This window comes from Stenotrophomonas sp. 22DLJC03, assembly GCF_056861405.1.
In genome coordinates this window covers 162,043-176,584 of sequence record NZ_JBSPUG010000004.1, presented here as the reverse complement: position 1 = coordinate 176,584, position 14,542 = coordinate 162,043, and the positions used below count along the sequence as shown (strand labels likewise).

The window sequence follows — 14,542 nt, the reverse complement described above, 5'->3', positions numbered from 1 at the left end:
TTACAGGCGCTGCCACTCGAAGCCAGCGCCTCGGCGGTAATACACCGCCACGGCGCGGCCGTAGACCTTGTCGGCGTCGACAAAGCCGAAGAAGCGGCCATCGAAGCTGTTGCCACGGTGGTCACCCAGCACCAGCACCTTGCCGTCCGGCACCACCAGGTCGGCGATGTCCGGGCCGCCGCCCATGTCCAGGTCGAGGCTGGCATGGCGGTCGCCGAAGGCTTCCACGTCCTGCAGGTCGGCAATCTGCAGCGGCTGGCCGTTGATGCTCAGATGGCCGTCGCGCAGCTGCACGTGATCACCGGCCACTGCAGCCACGCGCTTGATCAGGCGGGTGCCGTCGGCCGGTGAATCGAACACCGCCACTTCACCGCGCTGCGGAACGCCGGTGGACATCAGTTCCTTGCCGGTGAACGGCAGGCGCAGGCCATAGGCCCGCATGTCCACCACCACCCGGTCGCCGGGCTGCAGGGTCGGCTGCATCGAGCCGCTGGGCACCACGTAGTGGTTGGCGAGGGTATCGCGGGCGGCGGCGAGCAGGCCCAGCATCACCAGCAACGGCAGCGCCTCCTTCTTCAACCAGGCAAGTGCGCGTTCGGAAAACGGGGGACGGGCAACAGCATCCATGACAGGCTCCGGGTGATTGGTAGCTGCATCAGACCACATCCGGGCGCAGGAGGTTCCGTTAGCGCCGGGCCACGCCCGGCGAGCGCGCAGCGTGGCCGTTCCAACACGCCGCCGGGCATGGCCCCGCGCTACCGATTCACGGGTTACGCAGGTTTTACGCCCCGACCCGGCCGCGGGCATCGCACCTTTACGGGCAGCACGCGCATCGTGTGCCCACCGCGCCGCAGGGCGCATTCCGCAAGGTGTTGTATGACCCTCCTGGTGATCCGCCACGCGTCTCCGTCGGCGCCGCACCCACAGCTGCCGGCGCAGCTGAGCGGCCATCGCGTGCTGTGCAGCGACTGCGCCAGCCTGTCCGAGGTGCGCCAGTGCCTGTGCCAGCCACAGGCGCGCTCGGCCGACTGGGTACTGCTGGATGTCGGCGCCGCCGACGAGGCGCAATGGCAGGCCGAAGGTGGCGCGCTGCAGGCGGCGCTGGAACGGCTGCCGGCGCAGTACATCGAGCTGCAGTCCCCCAGTGAGCCCGGCCTGGAGGCACGCCTGCGCCTGCAGCACGGTCCCGCCGCAGTGGTGGTCGACCAGCGCAGCCAGCAGGCCGGTTACCCGTTGTCGCTGGCCATCGTTGGCCGCCGTCTGGCGCAGGAGGGCTGAGCCATGTCGATCTTCATCATCCGCGGCCCGGAAGCGGCCGGTGCATTGATCCGCACGGCAATGCCGCTGCCGGCGCCGGTACTGAAGTCGTTGGTGCATCGCGCGATCGACGCCGGCACCAGCGTCGCGATCCGTGCCTGCGGTTCGGAACAGGAACTGCTGGATGCGCTGCGCGTGGCCGATCACAGCCGTGGCGAGGTGACCCTGCTTGACCCGGGTGCGTGTGCCAACAGCCTGCGTCTGCAGCGGCTGCTGCCTTACCTGCACAACGCCTACGTGGAAGTGCATGACGACGGCGCGGTGGCCGAGCCGTGCCTGCCGGCCGGTGTCGGCCAGCGCCTGGGCATCGCCGCGGGGTATGGCGCGCAGAGTTATGTGCTGGCGCTGGACATCGCGCTGGACCACCTGGGGTTGGCCGAGCAGGCGAACCGGGTGCATGTAGGGACGTGATGGCCGGGCTGCGCCCGGCACCCGGGGGTAGTGCCGGCCGCTGGCCGGCAACCTCAACAACAAAAGCAACAGCGGAGGCTGGCATTGCTTGGGATGGTGGGGTGGGTCCGGTTGCGGGGGACGCTGCAAGTACGTCCATGTAAGCTCGGTCGCGCCATCCATGGCGCTCACGCCCCCGCAACCGGACCCACCCCGCCTTCGACACGTTTCCGCGACCTATCGGAATGGCATGGCCTGCTCTGGGTGGGTGTCGACCTTGGTCGACACATGGATCCACGCCATGCGTGGATGAGCGACACAACGAAAAACGGCGGGGTTGCCCCCGCCGTTCTTTCTTTCGTACTTCAGGCAGCGCTTACTTCAGGCCGCGGAACTTCAGCAGCGGCTCCACCGACGGGTCCTTGCCGCGGAAATCGCGGTACAGGGTCGACAGCTCCACGCTGTTGCCGCGCGAGAGGATCTTGTCGCGGAATTCCTGGCCATTGGCGGCGGTCAGGCCACCGTGTTCGGTGAACCACTGGTAGGCGTCATGGTCCAGCACTTCGGCCCAGAAGTAGGCGTAGTAACCGGCCGAATAACCACCACCCCAGATGTGGTCGAAGTAGGTGGTGCGGTAACGCGGCGGCACCTGCGGCAGGTCGACCTTGAACTTCTTCAGTGCGCTGGCTTCAAACGCACCGACATCCTGCAGCGGCGCATCGGCCTTCTGCGTGTGCCAGGCCAGGTCCAGCAGCGCGGCCGACAGGTACTCGGTGGTCGCATAGCCCTGGTTGAAGCTGCGTGCCTTGAGGATCTTGTCGACCAGTTCCTGCGGCATCGCCTCGCCGGTCTTGTAGTGCTTGGCGTAGTTGGCAAACACCTTCGGATCCAGCGCCCAGTGCTCGTTGAACTGCGACGGGAACTCGACGAAGTCACGCGAAGTGGCGGTGCCGGCGATCGACGGGTATTTCACGTTCGAGAACATGCCGTGCAGCGCATGGCCGAACTCATGGAACATCGTGGTGACGTCGTCGAAGCTGATCAGCGCAGGCTGGCCGTCGGCCGGCTTGGTGAAGTTGCAGACGTTGTAGACCACCGGCTTGGCACCGGTCAGGCCGTCCTGTTCGACGAACACGTCCATCCATGCGCCGCCGGACTTGGTGTCACGCTTGAAGTAGTCGGTGTAGAACAGGGCCAGCGAAGTGCCGTCCTTGTCGAACACTTCGTATACCTTCATGTCCGGGTTGTAGGTCGGAATGTCGGTACGCGGCTTGAAGGTGATGCCGTACAGCTGGGTGGCGGCGTAGAAGACGCCGTTCTGCAGCACGTTGTCCAGTTCGAAGTACGGCTTGATCTGCGACTCGTCCAGATCGTACTTGGCCTTGCGCACCTGTTCGGCGTAGAAATCCCAGTCCGAAGCAGCGACCTGGAAACCACCCTTCTGCGCGTCGATCACCTTCTGGATCTCGCCGGCTTCGGCACGCGCCTTGGCCGTCGCGGCCGGCACGGTGTCGGTCAGCAGCTTGAGCGCAGCGGCCGGGGTCTTGGCCATCTGGTCGCCCAGCTGGTAGTCGGCGAAGGTGTCGAAGCCGAGCAGCTTGGCCTTCTGCGCACGCAGCTGTGCCAGGCGCTGTACGGTCTGCCGGGTGTCGTTGGCATCGCCACGCTCTGCGCGGGTTTCCGAAGCCTTCAGCACCGCGGCGCGCTGGTCACGATCGGTCAGCGAACCGAGCACCGGCTGCTGGGTGGTGTTCTGCAGCGGCAGCAGGAACTTGCCATCCAGCTTGCGGTCCTTGGCGGCAGACGCAGCGTTGTTGATCGCATTGTCGTCCAGGCCGGCCAGCTTGGCCTTGTCGTCGACGACCACGGCGGCAGCGGCGGTAGCGGCCACCAGGCGGGTGTGGAACTGGGTGGAGAGGGTGGTCTCTTCCACGTTGAGCTTGCGCAGGCTCGCCTTGTCGGCGTCGGACAGCTGGGCACCGGCGCGCACCAGGCCGTCGTAGTAATGCTCGACCAGGCGCTTCTGCACCGGGTCCAGTTCCAGCGTGTCACGCTGGTCGTACAGCGACTTCACGCGCGCGAACAGCTTCGGGTCGAGGTTGATCTCGTCCTGGTGCGCGGCCAGCTTCGGTGCGATGTCTTCCTGGATCTTCTGGCGCGCTTCGGTGCCGTCGGCCTGGACCAGGCCGAAGAAGATGCGCGACACGCGGTTCAGGGTCTCGCCGCTGCGCTCCATCGCCACCAGCGTGTTGTCGAAGGTGGCCGGCTCAGGGTTGTCGGCGATCTTGCGGACATCAGCCAGGTGCTGGCGCATGCCTTCTTCGAAGGCCGGCAGGTAGTCGCTGTCCTTGATCTTGTCGAACTGCGGCGCCTGGAACGGCAGCGTGCTGGCGCTCAGCAGCGGGTTGGTGGAGGCTTCGGCCGGCTGCTGGGCCGGGGCTTTCTGGGCATCGGACACGGGGGTGGACTCCTTGCCGGAACAGGCCGCCAGCGCCAGGCTGATGGCGGCGGCCAGGACTACGGTACGCGACATGTAAAACGCTCCTTGGGCAGACGGTATGGGATACCAGCCGTCCACCCTACTCCTGTCGCGCACGCCCGGCATGTGCCGGACGTGGCGTCTAGGCAGCGGCGCGCGGCCGACTCAGACCGTGCCGCGGGTCTTGCCGATCCAGGGCCGGTAGAACTCGCGGATCGCCGCCATGTCGGCTGCGTCGTCTCCACTGGGACGGAACACCGGGCCGATGCCGATGATCTTTTCCGGGTAATGGAAATACGCCGCCAGAACCGGCACGTCAGCCATCCGCGCGATCTTCAGGAAACCGGCCTTCCAGTCCTTCACCGCCTTGCGCGTGCCTTCCGGGGTGATGGCAAACCACATCTTCTCGTTGTTGCGCAGCAGGTCCACCGCCTGGCCCACCGTGCCCTGCGGCGAACTGCGGTCCAGCGGGATCACGCCCAGCTTGTGCAACAGGGGGCCCAGTGGCCACCAGAACAGCGAGGCCTTGCCCAGCACCTTGACCTTCATGCCCAGTGCGATCTTGGCCGCCATACCCCACAGGCCATCCCAGTTGGACGAATGCGGGGCGATGATGAAGACCAGCTTCGGGATGTCGGGCAGGGTGCCGGTAACCTTCCAGCCGCCCATGCGCAGCGTGCAGCGCGCCAGCCAGCGCAGGAAGCGGTTGGGTTTGACCTGCGGCATGTTCGGCGGAATGGCCGGCAGCAACGGCGTCGGGTTGTTCAAGCAATCACTCCCAGTCACGTGATGAGCGCCCGCGCTTGACCTGCGCGCGCCCGCGTTTGGCGTCCAGACGACGCAGTTTCGACCCGAGGGTCGGCTTGGTGGCCTTGCGTGGCTTGGGCACGTGCAGCCCGGCCTGGATGAAGGCCGCCAGCCGATCGCGCGCATCCTCGCGATTGCGATCCTGGGTACGGAATCGTTGCGCGTCGATGACCAGCACGCCTTCGCCGGTCATGCGCCGGTCGCGCCGCGCCAGCAGGCGTTCGCGCAACGGTTCGGGCAACGAGGGCGAGCCGGCCACATCGAAACGCAGTTCCACCGCGGTGGAAACCTTGTTGACGTTCTGGCCACCGGCACCACTGGCACGTACGAAACGCTCGACGATCTCGCCGTCGGGGATTTCAAGCTGCGCGCTGATGGTGACCGGTCCACTGCCCATCCGCGCATTGTAGCGGCAGCCACGCGACGGAGTGCGTCATTGCGCACCGTATGCCGCCGATCAGGTACCGAACACGCCGCCTTCGCCTCGGCTGCCGGTATGCTGGCCGTCCCATGTACTGCAGGAAGCCCCGCATGACCCGCACCACACCCGCCCTGCCGTCCCTGCTGCGCCGCGCCGCCCTGCTGCTGGCGCTGGCCGTGGCCAGCGTTCCGGCACTGGCCGCCCCGCCGACCGATGGCGACATCAACCGCCTGCTGTCAGCCTCGCGCGCGCAGAGCATGATCGACACCATGCTGCCGCAGATCGAGGCGATGCAGCAGCAGCAGTTCCAGCAGGTGGCCGCGCAGCGCCAGCTCAACGCCCAGCAGCAGGAGCAGCTGAAGCGGATCCAGGCGCGGACCAGCCAGACCCTGCGCCAGGCCCTGTCGTGGCAGCAGCTGCGGCCGATGTACGTGGACCTGTACAAGAAGACGTTCAGCAAGGAAGACGTGCTGGCGATGGCCGAGTTCTACGAGAGCGCCGCCGGCCAGAGCCTGCTGGACAAGACCCCGGCCCTGATGCAGAACGTGATGGTGGCGATCCAGGCCCGCATGCAGCCGTTGTTCGCGGACCTGCAGAAGGACCTGGAAGCGATCGTCAACGAGCCGGAAAAGAAGTGAGGTAGTGCCGGCCGCTGGCCGGCTCCAGTACATCTGGAATCGCGTAGCTGTCGGCCAGCGGCCGGCACTACCGTCAAGCGGTATCCACCTGCCAACCGAACAGGTCCAGCGCCTTCTGGAACCCGCCGTCCAACGGCGCACGCACGTCCACCGTGCCACCGTCCGGATGCGGGAAGCGCAGGCGCTCGGCGTGCAGCAGCATGCGGTGTACGCCCTGCATGCGGAAGATGCGGTTGTGCCGGCCATCACCGTGGCTGGTGTCGCCGATCATGTGGTGCGACAGGTGCTTGAGGTGCCGGCGGATCTGCCGGAAACGCCCGGTCTGCGGCTGGCAGCGCAGCAATGCATAGCGCGAACTGGTGAACTCTCCGATCGGCACTGACAGCTCGCCGGTGGCCAGGCGCTGGAAGTCGGTCACTGCCGGCTTCTTCACCGGCTTGCCCGGGCCACCGTCGAGGTCGTGGTCGACCCGCCAGGACAACTCGGCCGGCCAGCCACGGCAGACCGTCAGGTAGTCCTTGGCCACTTCACCGCCCATCAGCGCCTTGCCCAGCGCGCTGGCGGTCTCGCGGTCGAAAGCCAGCAGCAGACAGCCGCTCGTCGCCCGGTCCAGGCGATGCACGAGGAAGATCGGGCGACCCAGCTGCTCGCGCAGGCGGTCGGCCAGGAAGTCGTCTTCGCCACGGGCCAGCTTGCTGTCGTGGACCATCAACCCGGCAGGCTTGTTGACCACGGCCAGGCGCTCATCCAGGTGCAGCAGCTGCAGGGGCGCGGTGTCGGTCTCGACCGCGGCGAGGGTATCGGGTTCGGTGCTCACCGCGGGATTATACGGCTGCCCTGATCGGGGTCAGATGCGCCGGTCAGGCGTTGCGCACAGCCAGCAACTCGCCGTTGCCCACCGGCACCAGGCTGGTGCTGAAGTCCGGATCAGCATCCAGCAGCACGCGCAGCGGTTGCATCTCTTCCGCATGCGAGGTGGCGTTGTCCACCACCAGCAGGCCACCGGGGCGCAGCACGCGGCGCAGCTGCGGCCACCAGCCGGCGTACTGCCCGCGGTCCGAATCGAGGAACAGCAGGTCGATGCAGGCATCGGCGGCCTGCGCCAGCCAGAGCCCGGCATCGCCATGGACCAGGCTGATGCGATCACCCAGGCCACTCCGTGCAAACGTGGCTCGCGCCATCGCCACCTTGTCGTCGGCGTACTCCAGCGTGGTCACGTGGCCGTCGATGGCGGCGGCGGCCTCGGCCAGCCACAGCGTGGAATAGCCGTTGGACGTACCGATTTCCAGCACCCGGTGAGTGTTGCCGAATCGCACCAGAACCGACAGGAATTCACCGGTGTCAGGCGTGATGTTGAGCATGCGTCGGCCGCGCTCGCTTTCGCGTGCGTCGTTGTCGGCGCCGAAGCGGACCAGCTCGTCCTTGAGCGCTCTCAGCACGGGGCCTACTTCCACCACGCGCGCAGCAGCGCGACCGCACCGACCGCACCGGACAGCCAGCTCCACATCGGCAGGTCACCCCAGTACCAGCCCGGCGGCTGCACCACATACATCAGTGCGGCGATGGCCAGCAGGCCGACACCGGTGATCGCACCCACCGCGCGCTTCTGCAGGCGCTGCACGCTGGCATCCAGTGCGGCCAGGTCGCGCGAACGCATCGACAGTTCGTGGCGTCCTTCCACCTGCTGGGTCAGCCAGGCGTGTACCAGGCGCGGCATGTCCGGCGCGTGGGTCATGATTTCCAGCAGCCGCTTGCCGATCTCGCGCACCACGCGGCGCGGGCTGTAGCGCTCGCGCAGGATCTTCGCCAACACCGGCTTGGCCACCGCCCAGATGTCGATCTGCGGGTCGAGCTGGCGGCCGACGCCTTCGATGTTCAGTAGGGTCTTCTGCAGCAGGATCAGCTGCGGCTGCAGGGTCAGCTGGTAACGCTGGGCCACGCGGAACAGCTTCATCAGCACTTCGGCCAGCGAGATCTGCGACAGCGGCCGGGTGAAGTACGGCTCGCACACCGAACGCACGGCGGCCTCGAGATCATCGATGCGCACGTTGTCCGGCATCCAGCGCGCCTGCACGTGCAGTTCGGCGATGCGGCGGTAATCGCGGTTGAAGATGGCCATGAAGTTCTCGGCCAGGTAGTACTGATCTTCCTGGGAGAGCTGGCCCATGATGCCGAAGTCCAGCGCGATGAAGCGCGGGTTGGCGCGGCGCGACGGATCGGTGTCGACCCAGATGTTGCCGGCATGCGCGTCGGCATGGAAGAAGTTGTCGCGGAACACCTGGGTGTAGAACACCCGCACCCCCTTGGCAGCCAGTGCCTTGCGGTCGATGCCCGCCTTGTCCAGTGCAGCAATGTCATCGGAGGGGATGCCCCACACGCGCTCCAGGGTCAGCGCGCGCTCGGCGGTGTGGCTCCAGATCACTTCCGGCACGTACAGGTCGTCGCTGTTTTCCCAGAAGCGGCGCAGCACGCTGGCATTGGCGCCTTCGCGCTGCAGGTCCAGCTCGGCGGACAGAGTGTTTTCGACTTCGGCCACCACTTCGCGCGGACGGATCTTGTCGGCGCGCGGATGGGTGCGCTCGACCAGGGCAGCCAGCGAATTGAGCAACGCGATATCGGCGTCGATCTGCTTCTCGATGCCCGGGCGCAGCACCTTGACCACCACCTGGCGGCCATCGGCCAGCGTGGCCGCGTGCACCTGTGCGATCGACGCCGAGGCCAGCGGCTCGGTGTCGAAGCTGGCGAAGGCCTCGCTGACCGGCAGGCCGAGCGCTTCTTCGACGATGCGGCGTGCGGTCTCGCCATCGAACGGCTTGACGCGGTCCTGCAGCAGGGTCAATTCATTGGCCACGTCCGGCGGCACCAGGTCGCGGCGGGTGGACAGGATCTGGCCGAACTTGACGAAGATCGGGCCGAGATCCTGCAGTGCCAGGCGCAGGCGTGCACCGCGCGACTGAGCAGCGATGTCGGCCGAAGCGCGCGGCACGAACGGCTTGGCCAGGCGCAGCCAGCGCTCGGCGGGGGTGCCCTGCAGCAGGTCGTCCAGGCGGTAGCGCAGGATCACCCGGCCAATGCGGCTGGCGCGCAGCACAGCCTTCATGCGGCACCCCGCAGGCGCTGTACGCGCGCGCCGAGACGTTCGACGTCATCGCGCAGCACGTCCACATCATCATGGAAGGCATCCAGCTCAGCGCGCGGCACCACGTCGCGCGATTCCTCGGTGATGAATTCGGCGGCGCTGTGGGCCAGGTCGATCGCGCCCTGCCGCGCGTGCTGCAGAGCGCTGCGCAGGGTGTTGGCAACCTGCACGCCCAGCACCTCGCCGAACACGCTGACGAAGGGCTGTTGCCAGTCCGGATCGAAGCCCTTGGCGAGCTGCTGCAGGCGGCGCGCCAGTTCGGCATCGCCGGCCACGCGCACGCGGCCCTTGCCGTTGTTGTCGGCGCGCCGTGCACTGGCCAGCAACGGCAGCTGCGCGAGCACGCCGGCCAGGCTGCTGCGCACGGCCAGATCGGCTTCCTGTGCGTCCACTGGACCGACCCGCAGCTGGTCGCCATCGACACTGATGCGCATCGCCAGAGAGGGCGCTTCCAGGGTCAGGTCGATATGCCGGCCATCCAGGCTGGCCAGCGCGTGGCGGGTATCCGGATCCAGCGCCAGCGCGCGGTTCAGGGCGGTCTGCAGGGCGCGGCCGGCGACCGGCTTGAGTGACTTGAGCAGGGAGAGAGCCATGTGTGCATTCTACCTGCGTGGGTGGGGGGCTTGGGCCGGGCTGCTGCCCGGCACCCGCAGAGGCCACTGCCAGAGCAACATCAAAGGCTGGCTTCCTGTGGGGAGGCGGGGTGGTGTGGGTTTACGGGGACGCCGTGAACCCGTCCATGGGGCTTGGTCGCCGCTTGCTCGTGTGCGCTGTCCTGCGCACACGGCAAGACCGGGGTTGGGCGTCCTGCCCAACCCGCCCGAGGCATGCCTCGGGCCCATGCGGCTCACGCCCCCGCAACCGGACCCACCCCGCCTTCGACAGGTTCCTGCGATCTGTCAGGCTATCCGGGGTCGGATCCCGTTGCTGCGCAACGGGCTCTGACCCCAATGCTGATGGCATCTCGCGTTGGTAGATGCCGACCTTGGTCGGCGCTGGATTTCCGGGAGCCAACCAAGGTTGGCCGCTACTTGAGCCGGCCGCCAGGCGGTTCATCTGTGCCTCACCTGAGCGGCAATGGAAGGTTCATGCTGTACGGCCACGCAACGTAAAGGACATCGCAACACCATGGCACGGACCCGGGTCGGCATCATCTTCGGTGGCAAGTCTTCCGAGCACGAAGTTTCGCTGCAGTCGGCGAAGAACATCCTCGATGCGCTTGATCGCGAGCGCTTCGAGCCGGTGCTGGTCGGCATCGACAAGCAGGGCCAGTGGCATCTGAGCCAGCCGGATACCTTCCTGATCAATGCCGATGATCCGTCGCGCATCGCGCTGCATCGGTCCGGCACGTCGCTGGCGGTACGCCCGGGTGCCGAGCAGTCACAACTGCAGCCGTCCGATGCAGCCAGTGCGCTGGGACAGATCGATGTGGTGCTGCCGATCGTGCATGGGCCGCTGGGCGAGGACGGTGCGTTGCAGGGCCTGCTGCGCATGGCCAACCTGCCCTTCGTCGGTTCGCCGGTACTGGGCTCGGCGGTGGCGATGGACAAGGACGTGACCAAGCGCCTGCTGCGCGACGCCGGGCTGCAGGTGGCACCGTGGCTGTGCATCCGTCGCCATCAGGCGGCGGCAGTCGATGTCGATGCGGTGATCGCGCAGCTCGGCCTGCCGTTGTTCGTGAAGCCGGCCAACCAGGGTTCGTCGGTGGGTGTGAGCAAGGTCAAGGATGCGGCGGGCTTCGCCGGGGCACTGGAACTGGCGCTGCGTTATGACCACAAAGTGCTGGTGGAATCGGCGGTGGTCGGCCGTGAGATCGAGTGCGCGGTGCTGGGCAACGAACTGCCGCAGGCCAGCCTGTGCGGCGAGGTGGTGGTACACGACGAGTTCTACGCCTACGACACCAAGTACATCAACGAGGATGGCGCCGAGGTGGTGGTGCCGGCGGATATCGATGCCGCAACCCAGGCGCGCATCCAGCAGATCGCGCTGCAGGCCTACCAGGCGCTGGAGTGTGCGGGCATGGCGCGCGTGGATGTGTTCCTCACCGCAGACGGTGAGATCGTCATCAACGAGGTCAACACGCTGCCGGGCTTCACCCGCATCAGCATGTACCCGAAGCTGTGGGGCGCCAGCGGTGTGGACTACACCACGCTGATCACGCGCCTGATCGAACTGGCGCTGGAGCGCCATGAAGCCGATCGCGGATTGCACAGCGCCGTGTAGGGGCGCTCTCTGTAGAGTCGAGCATGGCTCGACTCTACAAAGGAGCGTACCGGCCAACGGTCGGCACCCACCGGAAAGAGCAGTGCCGGCCAGCGGCCGGCACTACCCTGCGGTCTTCTAACCGCGCTTGCGGAACATCGAGATCACTGCCAGTACCAGGAACACAACGAACAGGATCCAGGCAATGTTGCTGGCGGCACCGGCGATGCCGGAGAAGCCGAGCACGGCGGCGATGATGGCGATGACGAAGAAAATAACGGCGTAATGCAGCATGGTGCTCCTCGCAGATGTCCGGGCCGTTGGATGGCGTGGGTCCATCCTCCCGATTCGGCGGTGTGCAACCAGTGATGGCAGGCTCTGCGCGTGATGAAGTCTTCAGCGCCGTGAGCCTGACGTCATGACGCAGCCTTCAGCCTGCGCAGCCCTTCTTCAATGCTGACCTGCGGCACGTAGCCGAAATCGCGGCGCGCCGGTTCCATGCTGTACCAGTGAGGTGTGCACAGCTGCTCGGCCAGGAAGCGGGTCAACGGCGGCTCGCCGCGCAGGCGCAGCAGCGGCCACAGCCGTTCGCAGGCCGCACCAATGCGATAAGCGGTCTTGAAGCTGATCGCCTTGTCCACCGTCGGTGCACCCACAGCGGCCAGCAGCTTGTTGACCAGCTCGCGCATCGGCAGCGGTTCGCCGTTGGAAATGAAGTAGGCCTTGCCCGCACACGCTGCACCCGGGGCCAATGCCTCGAAAGCGAGGAAGTGCGCGAGCGCGGCGTTGTCGATGTAAGTGGTATCCACCTTGTTGTTGCCATCGCCGACCAGGCGCAGGCGGCCCTGCCGTGAACGTTCGGCCAGGCGCGGCACCAGCTGCTGGTCGCCCGGGCCCCAGATCAGGCGCGGGCGCAGCGCCACCGTCGCCAACGAGGCGTCGTTGGCCGCCAGCACGCGCTGTTCGGCAATCGCCTTGGTCGCCGCATACGGCGCCTGGAAATCTTCGCCGTACGGGACTTCGTCGGCACCCAGGCCCTCCACCGGATGGGTGGCGCGGTGGGTAACACTGGGCGTGGAGGTGTAGACCAAGCGGCTGATGCCATGTGCACGGCAGGCCGCGATGACGTTGTCGGTGCCGACCACGTTGGCCTGGTGGTAGCTGTCATAGCTGCCCCAGGCGCCGGCCTTCGCACCGTTGTGGAATACCGCATCGACGCCGGCCACTGCATGCAGCACCGCCTGCGCATCGGCCAGATCGCCGCGGATCTGGCCCACGCCCATGGCCTGCAGTTCCGGGTAGTGGCTGCGGTTGAACGCCAGCACCTGGTGGCCACGTTCGACCAGACCGCGGCACAGCGCCTGGCCAAGGAAACCACCACCACCGGTGACCAGGATCTTCATGCGCGCTTCTCCAGTTCGGCGCTGGCCCAGACGGCGAGCTTCTCGCGGCCGATCTTGGCGTTGTGACGGATATCAACGGGGAACGCCGGATGCACCAGGAAGTGCTGCAGGCCGGCTTCTGGCGCGCGGGCTGCTGCGTGCGCACGCAGCGCTTCCTGCAGCGCCGGGCTGTCTGACTGACCACGTTGCAGTTCCACGCACAGCACCGGCACCTGCGCACCGGCCGGACCAACACCGACCAGCGCCGTGCGCGCAACCCCGGGCACGGTATTGAACACCGGCTCGACCTGCTCGGTGTACAGCGGCCCATGCGCGGTTTCCACCCGATGGGTCTTGCGGCCGCAGAACCACAGACGACCCTGCGCATCGAAGTAGCCGACGTCGCCCATGCGATGCACGACGCGCACGCTGCCATCAGCCAAGGTCTCGCTGATCTTCGCCGCCGCGGTGGCCTGCGGGCGGTTGAAGTAGCTGTCGGTGGCGGTCGGTCCGGCCACGGTGATCTCGCCCACCTCGCCCACCGCCAGCACACGCGCCTGCGACCAGTCCGGCAGCGGTGCGTCATCGATGGCGATGATGCGCACCTCGTTCGGCTCGACCACGCTGCCCACGCAGGTACCGGCGCCGGCCTCGGTAGCAGCACGGGTGCGCTCCAGCTCGCGGCCCTCCACCACCGCCACCGGCAAGCATTCGGTGGCGCCATACGGGGTCCAGAACTGCGCATCGGCGGGCAGCAGACTGCGGATGGTAGCGACCACATCCGGCGGCACCGGCGCACCGGCCGAGGTCACCCGGGTCACCGTTGGCAGGGGCCGGCCGTGGCGGGCCAACACCCGCATCAGCGCCGGCGAGCCGAACAGCTGGGTCACCCCGAAGCGCTGGATCGCGTCATGCAGCCGCGCAGGGTCGGCCTGCGCCGGCCGGGTCGGGTCCATGTCCGGAATCACCGAGGTCAGGCCCAGCGCCGGGTCGAACAAGGCAAACGGCGGGAAGGTCGGCAGGTCCACGCCGCCCGCTTCCATGCCGAAGGCGCTGCCCAGCAGCTGGATCTGGCCGACAAAGTGGCGGTGGCGGTAAACCACGCCCTTGGGCACGCCGGTCGAGCCGCTGGTGAACAGGATCGCGGCCATGTCCTCGCCATCGGTAGCGGCCAGCATCGGCCCCCTGTTGGCGCCAGCGCGTTCCAGCGCGGCCAGAGTGGTTCCGCCCCAGCCCAGGCGCCGACCGACGGTGACCAGACGGGTTGCCGACGGTGCCCAGCGCAGCGCCAGCCGCGCCACATGGGCCAGCGGAATGCCGATGAAGGCTTCCGGCTGCGCCTCGTCCAGGCACTGCTTCAGCGCGCGCTTGTCGATGCCCGGGTCGACCAGTACCGGCACCGCGCCCAGCTTGAACAGCGCGAACATCAGCAGGAAGAACTCCGGCGACGGCCGCACCATCACCACCGTGCGCACCCCGCGGCCGATCCCATAGCCGGCCAGGCCGGCGGCCATGGCGTCGCTGCGGGCGTCCAGCTGGCGGTAATCCAGGGTCACATCGTAGGCGGCCATGCCGTTGCCGGCGCCGCGGCGGCCAGGGCAGCGGATGGCGATCTGGTCGGGGCGTTCACGCGCCAGTTCAGGCAAACGGGCGGCAATGTTGCAGGATCGGTTCATCCGTTCATTGTCGCCGCTTACGGAATTTCTTGCGCGGCGGCCCACTTCGTGGAAAATCCGCACCCTCGTTCCTGATTCCGACTGCCGCCCG

Annotated in this window: 15 protein-coding genes; 4 read left to right on the top strand and 11 right to left on the bottom strand. The window is 67.2% G+C overall.

Annotation, left to right across the window (positions count from 1 at the left end):
• Window positions 1-627: a signal peptidase I gene (gene lepB / locus AC13GA_RS15860; protein WP_136640087.1), complete on the bottom strand. Its 627-nt coding sequence runs from the start codon at window positions 625-627 to the stop codon at window positions 1-3.
• Window positions 628-876: 249 nt separating this feature from the next.
• On the opposite strand from lepB, the gene AC13GA_RS15855 reads away from it, so the two are divergent.
• Window positions 877-1,278, top strand: a complete 402-nt coding sequence (locus AC13GA_RS15855) for a hypothetical protein (RefSeq protein ID WP_253079467.1) — start codon at window positions 877-879, stop codon at window positions 1,276-1,278.
• A gap of 3 nt (window positions 1,279-1,281) precedes the next feature.
• Window positions 1,282-1,728, top strand: coding sequence for a 3-dehydroquinate dehydratase (locus AC13GA_RS15850; protein ID WP_004153636.1), 447 nt, complete (start codon window positions 1,282-1,284; stop codon window positions 1,726-1,728).
• Between the two features lie 355 nt (window positions 1,729-2,083).
• On the opposite strand, the gene dcp is transcribed toward AC13GA_RS15850, so the two are convergent.
• The 3 genes from dcp to arfB all read right to left on the bottom strand — a co-directional run bounded on the left by dcp (window position 2,084) and on the right by arfB (window position 5,390).
• A complete protein-coding gene (gene dcp, locus AC13GA_RS15845) occupies window positions 2,084-4,240 on the bottom strand; it encodes a peptidyl-dipeptidase Dcp (RefSeq protein WP_046985334.1) in 2,157 nt (718 codons plus the stop codon).
• A 111-nt stretch (window positions 4,241-4,351) separates the two neighbouring features.
• The gene (locus AC13GA_RS15840; RefSeq protein WP_482998509.1) at window positions 4,352-4,954 is read right to left on the bottom strand and encodes a lysophospholipid acyltransferase family protein; all 603 of its coding nucleotides are present in this window, start codon (window positions 4,952-4,954) and stop codon (window positions 4,352-4,354) included.
• 4 nt (window positions 4,955-4,958) lie between these two features.
• On the bottom strand, window positions 4,959-5,390 hold the full coding sequence (gene arfB, locus AC13GA_RS15835) for an alternative ribosome rescue aminoacyl-tRNA hydrolase ArfB (RefSeq protein WP_004135621.1): 432 nt from the start codon (window positions 5,388-5,390) through the stop codon (window positions 4,959-4,961).
• A 134-nt stretch (window positions 5,391-5,524) separates the two neighbouring features.
• On the opposite strand from arfB, the gene AC13GA_RS15830 reads away from it, so the two are divergent.
• Entirely contained in the window at window positions 5,525-6,052 is a 528-nt protein-coding gene (locus AC13GA_RS15830; RefSeq protein WP_337302943.1) for a DUF2059 domain-containing protein, read from the top strand.
• A gap of 73 nt (window positions 6,053-6,125) precedes the next feature.
• Here AC13GA_RS15830 and AC13GA_RS15825 read toward each other — a convergent pair whose 3' ends face one another.
• Genes AC13GA_RS15825 through AC13GA_RS15810 form a run of 4 tightly spaced genes read right to left on the bottom strand, consistent with a single transcriptional unit; the run spans window position 6,126 to window position 9,784 of the window.
• Window positions 6,126-6,869 carry a pseudouridine synthase gene (locus tag AC13GA_RS15825; protein ID WP_046985337.1) on the bottom strand — a complete coding sequence of 248 codons (744 nt, stop codon included), beginning with the start codon at window positions 6,867-6,869 and terminating at the stop codon, window positions 6,126-6,128.
• 43 nt (window positions 6,870-6,912) lie between these two features.
• A complete protein-coding gene (locus AC13GA_RS15820) occupies window positions 6,913-7,491 on the bottom strand; it encodes an O-methyltransferase (protein ID WP_253079465.1) in 579 nt (192 codons plus the stop codon).
• Window positions 7,492-7,496: 5 nt separating this feature from the next.
• Window positions 7,497-9,152 (bottom strand): ubiquinone biosynthesis regulatory protein kinase UbiB, encoded by a 1,656-nt coding sequence (ubiB, locus tag AC13GA_RS15815; RefSeq protein WP_482998508.1) that lies wholly within the window; start codon window positions 9,150-9,152, stop codon window positions 7,497-7,499.
• Window positions 9,149-9,784, bottom strand: coding sequence for a ubiquinone biosynthesis accessory factor UbiJ (locus tag AC13GA_RS15810; RefSeq protein WP_482998507.1), 636 nt, complete (start codon window positions 9,782-9,784; stop codon window positions 9,149-9,151). The genes ubiB and AC13GA_RS15810 overlap by 4 nt, the downstream gene beginning before the upstream one ends.
• Before the next feature lie 535 nt (window positions 9,785-10,319).
• Here AC13GA_RS15810 and ddlA point away from each other — a divergent pair.
• The gene (gene ddlA, locus AC13GA_RS15805) at window positions 10,320-11,414 is read left to right on the top strand and encodes a D-alanine--D-alanine ligase (RefSeq protein WP_136638496.1); all 1,095 of its coding nucleotides are present in this window, start codon (window positions 10,320-10,322) and stop codon (window positions 11,412-11,414) included.
• Between the two features lie 117 nt (window positions 11,415-11,531).
• Here ddlA and AC13GA_RS15800 read toward each other — a convergent pair whose 3' ends face one another.
• The 3 genes from AC13GA_RS15800 to oleC all read right to left on the bottom strand — a co-directional run bounded on the left by AC13GA_RS15800 (window position 11,532) and on the right by oleC (window position 14,451).
• The gene (locus tag AC13GA_RS15800) at window positions 11,532-11,687 is read right to left on the bottom strand and encodes a DUF1328 domain-containing protein (RefSeq protein WP_004153593.1); all 156 of its coding nucleotides are present in this window, start codon (window positions 11,685-11,687) and stop codon (window positions 11,532-11,534) included.
• Window positions 11,688-11,809: 122 nt separating this feature from the next.
• Window positions 11,810-12,796 carry a 2-alkyl-3-oxoalkanoate reductase gene (gene oleD / locus AC13GA_RS15795; protein WP_482998506.1) on the bottom strand — a complete coding sequence of 329 codons (987 nt, stop codon included), beginning with the start codon at window positions 12,794-12,796 and terminating at the stop codon, window positions 11,810-11,812.
• Window positions 12,793-14,451 carry an olefin beta-lactone synthetase gene (gene oleC / locus AC13GA_RS15790; protein WP_046985343.1) on the bottom strand — a complete coding sequence of 553 codons (1,659 nt, stop codon included), beginning with the start codon at window positions 14,449-14,451 and terminating at the stop codon, window positions 12,793-12,795. Before oleC ends, oleD begins: the two co-directional genes overlap by 4 nt.
• Between the last annotated feature and the right edge of the window lie 91 nt (window positions 14,452-14,542).

Bases quoted from the DNA above. Each gene is read 5' to 3' on its own strand.
- lepB (WP_136640087.1), bottom strand. From the start codon at position 627: ATGGATGCTGTTGCCCGTCCCCCGTTTTCCGAACGCGCACTTGCCTGG.
- AC13GA_RS15855 (WP_253079467.1), top strand. From the start codon at position 877: ATGACCCTCCTGGTGATCCGCCACGCGTCTCCGTCGGCGCCGCACCCA.
- AC13GA_RS15850 (WP_004153636.1), top strand. From the start codon at position 1,282: ATGTCGATCTTCATCATCCGCGGCCCGGAAGCGGCCGGTGCATTGATC.
- dcp (WP_046985334.1), bottom strand. From the start codon at position 4,240: ATGTCGCGTACCGTAGTCCTGGCCGCCGCCATCAGCCTGGCGCTGGCG.
- arfB (WP_004135621.1), bottom strand. From the start codon at position 5,390: ATGGGCAGTGGACCGGTCACCATCAGCGCGCAGCTTGAAATCCCCGAC.
- AC13GA_RS15830 (WP_337302943.1), top strand. From the start codon at position 5,525: ATGACCCGCACCACACCCGCCCTGCCGTCCCTGCTGCGCCGCGCCGCC.
- ubiB (WP_482998508.1), bottom strand. From the start codon at position 9,152: ATGAAGGCTGTGCTGCGCGCCAGCCGCATTGGCCGGGTGATCCTGCGC.
- AC13GA_RS15810 (WP_482998507.1), bottom strand. From the start codon at position 9,784: ATGGCTCTCTCCCTGCTCAAGTCACTCAAGCCGGTCGCCGGCCGCGCC.
- ddlA (WP_136638496.1), top strand. From the start codon at position 10,320: ATGGCACGGACCCGGGTCGGCATCATCTTCGGTGGCAAGTCTTCCGAG.
- AC13GA_RS15800 (WP_004153593.1), bottom strand. From the start codon at position 11,687: ATGCTGCATTACGCCGTTATTTTCTTCGTCATCGCCATCATCGCCGCC.
- oleD (WP_482998506.1), bottom strand. From the start codon at position 12,796: ATGAAGATCCTGGTCACCGGTGGTGGTGGTTTCCTTGGCCAGGCGCTG.
- oleC (WP_046985343.1), bottom strand. From the start codon at position 14,451: ATGAACCGATCCTGCAACATTGCCGCCCGTTTGCCTGAACTGGCGCGT.